Below are 6,695 nucleotides of genomic sequence, written 5' to 3' on the forward strand. Positions count from 1 at the left end.
ATGGAGTTTAAAATGGAAATATTTTAAAGCTGCATCCCTACGTTGGCATTATCCATTTCAGGTAGCGGGTATTATCTCAGCCGTTACAGGCACCCCGTGCAATAATTGCAAAGTTAAGATTAATCTGTTGGATAATCTTTTTAATTATAACAGTTTTTTAAAATTTTTGGAGTATACAATTTACAATAGGCAGCATATGTAAGCTTCAAAAATTCGCCTAGATTCTCATTGTGGAAAGCGATTATTTCTGTCATGCTCATCTTTTTTTCCGGTAAGAAGTTTTTTCTGAAAGCTATTTTGTAAATTAAATCTTTGCTTTTATAAAGCTAATTAAAAGACAACATGTTATGACTACAAGAAGAGATTTTATATATAAAACAATGCTTACTTCGGCTGCGACTGTTGCTGCACCTGCTACAGTCTTTGCTTCTGGACCGGGAATTACCTCCCCGTTAACCAACGAAAATATGTTACTGGAAAAATTTAGGCCGAAGATGAACTTTGGAATGGGTGGAGTAGGAGCCGGTAATGGCTTTCATGTGAATTCTGATGAAGAAATACGAAATACGATGGAAGCTGCATGGAATAATGGGGTAAGACATTTTGATACTTCTCCCTGGTATGGACTGGGAATTAGCGAAAGACGAATGGGAAGCTTTCTTTTCAACAAAAACCGCGAAGATTATATTTTATCGAGTAAAATTGGACGGATCTTAAAACCTGCTCCGGACTTTGAAAAGAATCCAGGCATATGGAAAGGAAAGCTAAATTTTGATTATGCGTATGATTATTCGGCGGAGGGTGTACGTAAATCTGTGGAGGATACTTTACACCGAATGGGTCTCTCATCACTGGACATAGTTTATATCCATGATCTTTCTCCGGATAATGGCGATATGAAAGAAGATTGGGTTAAATATTTTGAAGTAGCGCAAAAAGGAGCCATGCCAGAACTCATAAAGATGAGGGAAGAAGGTCTTATTAAAGGCTGGGGTTTTGGTGTAAACACTATAGAACCAATTCTAAAAGCCATTGAAGTAAGTGATCCCGACATTTTTCTCTCCGCAACCCAGTATTCCCTAATGCACCATAAAGATGCTTTAAATAAGTTATTTCCTGTTTGTGAAAAGGAAGATATTTCGCTTATGATAGGTGCACCTTTGAATGCAGGTTTCCTTGCCGGCAAAGACCGTTATAACTACAGTGAAGGAATACCGGATGGTTTTCTAAAGAAGAGGGAGAAAATGAACAATATCGCACAAAATCATGGTGTGGATTTACGAAGTGCAGCCTTACAATTTTCTGCAGCACCTAAGGTGGTTGCTTCTGTAATTCCCGGAGCAAGTAAACCTTATCAATCTTCTGCCAACGCAAAATCTATGAGTGAAACTATTCCGGAGGACTTTTGGAAAGAATTAAAATCTGAGAATTTAATCGCCCAAAATGCACCGGAGCCGCAAGCATCTTAATGGAAGGGTTTTTAATGAATGAGATGATAATTGCCAAATTGGATGCTTCCTTCCAGCCGAACTATATTTTCTACCTTGAGCTTTTGAAGGGGTTGGGACAGTTCCTAAGCATCCCTGCTTTTGGCTGATTCCAGGTTATAACGAGCAGGAGTATATTTGGAAAGGAAGGAATTCCTGGTATCTTTTTAAAGATGATCCTGAATTGATTTATATAAAAAGAAAAAGCCGTCTCACTTTAATAAATGAGGCGGCTTCTTATTATCATTAATTTTCCAGAATTTACTGCGTAACACCAGCAGTATTTACATTTACTAATTATTAAAAGCTTCCCTAAGTTCTGCAGCAACAAGATCCTGTGCCTCATCTGCCTGTGGTACCACAGCTCCCATTCCGAAGAATTCGTGAGTTACACCAATATAAAGTTCATAAGTGGTTTCCACACCGGCATCCTGCAGTTCCTGAGCTAGTTGTTGTCCCTCACTTTGCAGCGGATCTATTTGAGCACTGATCACCGTACTTGGAGGAAGACCGGTTAAATCTGCATCAACAAGAGAGATTAAAGGATTATCCCCTTCTGCAGGACTGTTAAGATATTTGTCGAAGAACCACATCATTAGAGGTCTGTTGAGTGGTACAGCATTCTGATATTCGATATATGAAGGTGTATTAAAATCATAATTGGCGATTGGATAGATCAACGCCTGGTGGACCGGAAGCTGTTCGTTATTATTTCTGGCCATAATACTAACACCTGCGGCCAAATTACCACCTGCACTTTCACCTACCACAGCGACTTCTTCACTATTTCCGTTGAAAGAATCTGCATTGTCCAGCGTCCATAAATAAGCAGCATAAGCATCATTATGAGCAGTGGGGAATTTATTTTCCGGTGCCTGGCGATATCCCACAGCTACCACAATTGCATCTGCTTTATTAGCCAGTGCTCTAATAGAAGCATCGTAAGTATCTATACCGGCAATGACCCAGCCACCGCCGTGATAATAAACAATCACGGGATAATCTTCCCTTCCCGTATCGGGAGTGTAAATACGCCCGTTTATTGCTCCTCCCTCTACAGGAATGGAAATATCGGTGGTGCTGACGTTCGTATTTGGTATGGGAATGTTGTACTCCTCGATAACATCCATATAGGCATCTGCAAAAGTTGGCTGCAAGCGTGCCTCTTCTGCGGATAAAGTATGAAGTGGAGGGAAATCGTAGCTTAGTAATTGCTCAATGACAACCAGCATAGGGTCGGTTATAGAAGGTCCCCATTCCGGAGTTGGTCCTTCAGGTTCCAATTCCTGCCCATTACCCATATCGAAAAGAGCGGGAGAATCCTCACTTCCGCAGTTACCTTCCATAAAATGATAATATTCTGTATTATCATCACCGTCATATAAATCTCTTATATCTTCATCGGTAATCACTCCGCTGCGTATCAGTCTTTCTTCAGCATCATATTCATCTGATTCCAATAAAGTGATTTCAAAATAATATTCATTGTTTCCTTCTGAAGGTAATGTTATACAAAGGGGATCGGCATAGAAATCTCCCTCGCCGTTTACTCCTGTATTGTTCATAGAATCAGACACTATTACCTCTCCTCTGGGATTTTGGGAATCTCCACTATAGTGCCAGACATCTACGCTGAAATGTGCAGGGTAATGGCGGCCATTTTCCTCACAAAAATTACCAAAAATGCAGAATTCTATGAGTTCACTGGCATTGATGTCAAAGAATAGATAGCCATACTCGTTGACAATACGATTATCGAAACAAACCACATCTACACTTACGTACTTTTTAACACCGGCCCCAAGAGAAATGGCCAAAGGCAGTGCATTATCTACAAAGTTATCGAAGTTTCCGCTACGGGGTGCAATCCAAAGCTCATTGCCGCTATCATCAAAAACTTTAAAATATTCCAGGACATAGTCGCCGGGATCAAGTTCCAGTTCGTACGAGAACTCAGTGAAATAGTTATCTATTCCATCCCCGTCGTAATCATCTGGATTAGGGTTAAGATCTACCTGGAGCGGATCTGTCTCGTTTCCTACCGCCCAGGCTCCATCCTGGGAAAGGGCGACCTCCACATAAGCGGGAATACCATCTGAACAATCAGGAAACTCATCAAATTGTTGTTTAATTGCCGCTCTGTTGTTCACCATGTCGTTCAACAGTGAACCAAAGGATAGCGTGGCTTTTTCGGGGTTTAAATCATTCGGTCTAGTTTCCTCTTTAGTACAGGAAAACAAGGTTCCCAAAAATACCATCAGGACCAAATACATAGTCATCTTCTTCATAATCGATTGTTTTTATGATTAATAATTATTCTAGAATGGTTTATTCTTAATACTTATTTTTAAAAAGGGGATTGGAATGATGGGAATAGTTAGAATTTTTTTGTGAAAATTCTGTCGAATAAAACTAAAAAGAAAAGGACAAAGTATCAATGGGGGATTTCCCTTGATTTTTTAAAATAAGTGACTAGTAACACCAGTTTTTTCACATATAGCTTTGAATAAAAAGTTATAAACTATCTACTCTTTTGATCAACGTGTTTCACTTAAGTATTTTACACCTGCATGTGATTTACAGCTAAAAAAATAGTCTATTTATATCAGTTAAATACCACTACAGTTACCTCTCAATTGTGAGGCATTCAGGGCAGAGTAGAGTGCAAAAATTAGGTTTTCAGCTATTTTTGTTTCAAAAGGTTAGGTCAGTAATCGGACTTTGTGCCGTTACCTATCAGCTAAATAAGGTCGATAATTGCCATTTTTGAGACCTCTTTGCGACGGACGAAAATCGGCAAATTTTAGAAGAGTTGCGGCTGCAGTTCACTTCGGGAATAAAAAAAAGCTACCCTTTAGAATCATCACTTAGAATAAACTTATCCATAGAATTTGTACTGTCGTTAAACTACGAGAACTCTATGTGTAAAACATCGCTTAATTTTTCATATGTTCTTAAGATGGAAATCCGAAAGTTACAGCTTAATAAGATATGGGAGTATCTGCTTTTTAACGACATGTATTGACGTAGAAAATCATCATCTTAGCCCCAAAATAAAAATAACAGTTATTCACCATTTATCTCTGGAGAAGGAGGATGTGTAGATCTCTGTTTCTTGGATATAATTATCTTTATACGAGAGAATAAATGAAGAAAATATGAAGGTGCTTGAAGGAGCAACCTCAATAGTAGGAAGTGAAAGGTATAAGTTTGGATATTACTGAAGAAGAATGGGTGTTTTAAAACAGTACAGAAGAACCATACTGACAAAGTTGCCTTAAAGTTTTTTAAAAGTAGATTATCTTGGAAAACATAGAAATTTATAAGACCCCTGACGGGATCTCTCAGGTCGAAGTAAAATTTGAGGAGGAGAGCGTTTGGCTGTCTCAACAACAAATGGCAACTCTTTTTGAACAGACTAAACAAAATATAAGCCTGCATATAAGGAATTGTTATAACGAAGGCGAACTGGAAAAACAGGCAACCGTCAAGGAATACTTGACAGTTCAAAAAGAAGGTAAAAGAAAAGTAAACCGAAAGATAGAATATTATAACCTCGACGTCATTATATCGGTAGGTTACAGGGTTAAATCGAAAAGAGGAACCCAATTTCGTCAATGGGCGACACAACGACTGAAGGATTTTCTCGTGAAGGGATATGCAATTAACCAGAAGCGCTTGGATCAACTGGAAAAGGTAGTAGAGGTGATAAATAAGTCTTCAGGAAATCCTGCCTTGCAAGTATCAGAGACAAACGGACTCCTGGAAATTTTAAGTAGGTATACCAAGAGTTTCATTATGCTTAACAAATATGATAGCAATGATCTAAGCAATGAGTCCCTGAATTCCGATATCACCTATGAGATTAGCTATTCCGAAGCCAAAGGAGCCATTCAGGTTTTAAAACAACAGCTTATAGATAAAAACCAGGCAAACAGTATCTTCGGAAATGAAAAGGATCAAGGGTTTAAAAGTTCCCTTCAAACAATTGTCCAGACTTTTGATGGGCAATACCTATATGGAAGCATAGAAGAACAAGCAGCAAATCTTCTGTATTTTATTGTAAAGAACCATTCGTTTACCGATGGGAACAAACGTATTGGAGCATTCCTCTTTATTTGGTTTCTCGAAAAGAATAAGTATTCTTTGAAAACATCAGGAGAACTTAAAATCAACGATAATGGACTTACCGCGCTGACATTGCTTATTGCCCAAAGCGATCCGGCAGAAAAAGAATTAATGGTGCAGCTGGTTGTTAATCTTATCAATGAATAATTTTCACATCCTGAACAACATTAGATACAAAAATAAGAGATTCAAGAAAAATGATATTAACCATTTCCACAACACATTTCCCGGCTACTGATCTTGGATTTCTGCTTCATAAGCATCCAAACCGGTTTCAGTCTATTGATCTTGCTATAGGGAAAGCCCACATATTTTATCCTGAAAGTTCTGATGACAGGACCACCGCTGCCCTGCTTCTTGACATGGATCCCATTGATATGGTAAAGGGAAAAAGAAAATACAACAGAAAAGGGTTCTCCACTTGGTCAAAGCGAAGTTTAAACCTTTTGGTGGGGTTTTTCTCAATCCAGTTTAGATGTTCCGCCAGTCGCATTAGCTTCTTAAATCGCTCCATGTGCTTCATAACTCCGTTATTTTGAAGGCTCGATAGTGAGCGGAGATAACTTTCAAAGCCTAAGGTAAACTGGTAATTGATCTGCTTTAAATAGATATCTGAAGTACGATGTTGTTTTTTCAGGTACTCCTTCAGGTAATTCTCTGTAGTCCTGTAATTCTTCATGGTGCCGTACTTCAAGACATCCGACATTTTTTGGTCGTGATAACTTGAAAGATAAAGTAGAGTATAGTGCTGCTGATCGGTTCCTAAAAATCGATCTTTATTAAGGTGAGCCGTAATGACCTGATCTTCTTTCAACAAACTATCGTACGCCTTATACAAAAGAGCCTTGGTTTCATCCAGTTTTTATTGATTTAATAGCTTTCTGCACTATTGCCTATTATTTTTCCGGCTGATTGGTTCCACCTGTTTACAGGCAAAGTTCGTTTTAAACTAATTTCTAATGATTTACTGTTAACGGTCACTCGGGCATAAAGGAGGGCGAGTTCTGGTTGCTTTTTCTTTTTGCGGATGAAAAAAGAAATAGAAAAGGTTTGACTGGTACGCATTGCTTGATCGCTTTA

The 6,695-nt window shown here is 38.6% G+C and carries 5 protein-coding genes, 1 pseudogene and 1 riboswitch; of the genes and pseudogenes, 3 read left to right on the top strand and 3 right to left on the bottom strand.

From position 1 onward, the window contains the following. Positions 1 to 17: 17 nt before the first annotated feature. A riboswitch (TPP riboswitch) is annotated at positions 18 to 107 on the bottom strand. Between the two features lie 240 nt (positions 108 to 347). After that, positions 348 to 1,469: an aldo/keto reductase gene (locus tag RM545_RS14770; RefSeq protein ID WP_311496059.1), complete on the top strand. Its 1,122-nt coding sequence runs from the start codon at positions 348 to 350 to the stop codon at positions 1,467 to 1,469. Positions 1,470 to 1,780: 311 nt separating this feature from the next. Here the strand turns inward: RM545_RS14770 and RM545_RS14775 are convergent, their stop codons facing one another. Further along, complete coding sequence (locus tag RM545_RS14775) at positions 1,781 to 3,775, bottom strand: alpha/beta hydrolase (protein ID WP_311496060.1); 1,995 nt, start codon at positions 3,773 to 3,775, stop codon at positions 1,781 to 1,783. Positions 3,776 to 4,790: 1,015 nt separating this feature from the next. Here RM545_RS14775 and RM545_RS14780 point away from each other — a divergent pair. Together RM545_RS14780 and RM545_RS14785 are read left to right on the top strand one after the other, a co-directional pair. Then, entirely contained in the window at positions 4,791 to 5,762 is a 972-nt protein-coding gene (locus tag RM545_RS14780) for a virulence RhuM family protein/type II toxin-antitoxin system death-on-curing family toxin (protein ID WP_311496061.1), read from the top strand. A gap of 50 nt (positions 5,763 to 5,812) precedes the next feature. Beyond that, on the top strand, positions 5,813 to 6,154 hold the full coding sequence (locus RM545_RS14785; RefSeq protein WP_311496062.1) for a hypothetical protein: 342 nt from the start codon (positions 5,813 to 5,815) through the stop codon (positions 6,152 to 6,154). On the opposite strand, the pseudogene RM545_RS14790 reads toward RM545_RS14785, so the two are convergent. Together RM545_RS14790 and RM545_RS17600 are read right to left on the bottom strand one after the other, a co-directional pair. After that, positions 6,112 to 6,321: pseudogene (locus RM545_RS14790) on the bottom strand (phage integrase SAM-like domain-containing protein); the annotation flags it as partial. The gene RM545_RS14785 and the pseudogene RM545_RS14790 sit on opposite strands and share 43 nt — an antisense overlap. A gap of 164 nt (positions 6,322 to 6,485) precedes the next feature. Further along, complete coding sequence (locus tag RM545_RS17600; protein ID WP_349254710.1) at positions 6,486 to 6,680, bottom strand: Arm DNA-binding domain-containing protein; 195 nt, start codon at positions 6,678 to 6,680, stop codon at positions 6,486 to 6,488. Positions 6,681 to 6,695 lie beyond the last annotated feature (15 nt).

This window comes from Autumnicola lenta (assembly GCF_031846515.1).
Lineage (GTDB): Bacteria > Bacteroidota > Bacteroidia > Flavobacteriales > Flavobacteriaceae > Autumnicola > Autumnicola lenta.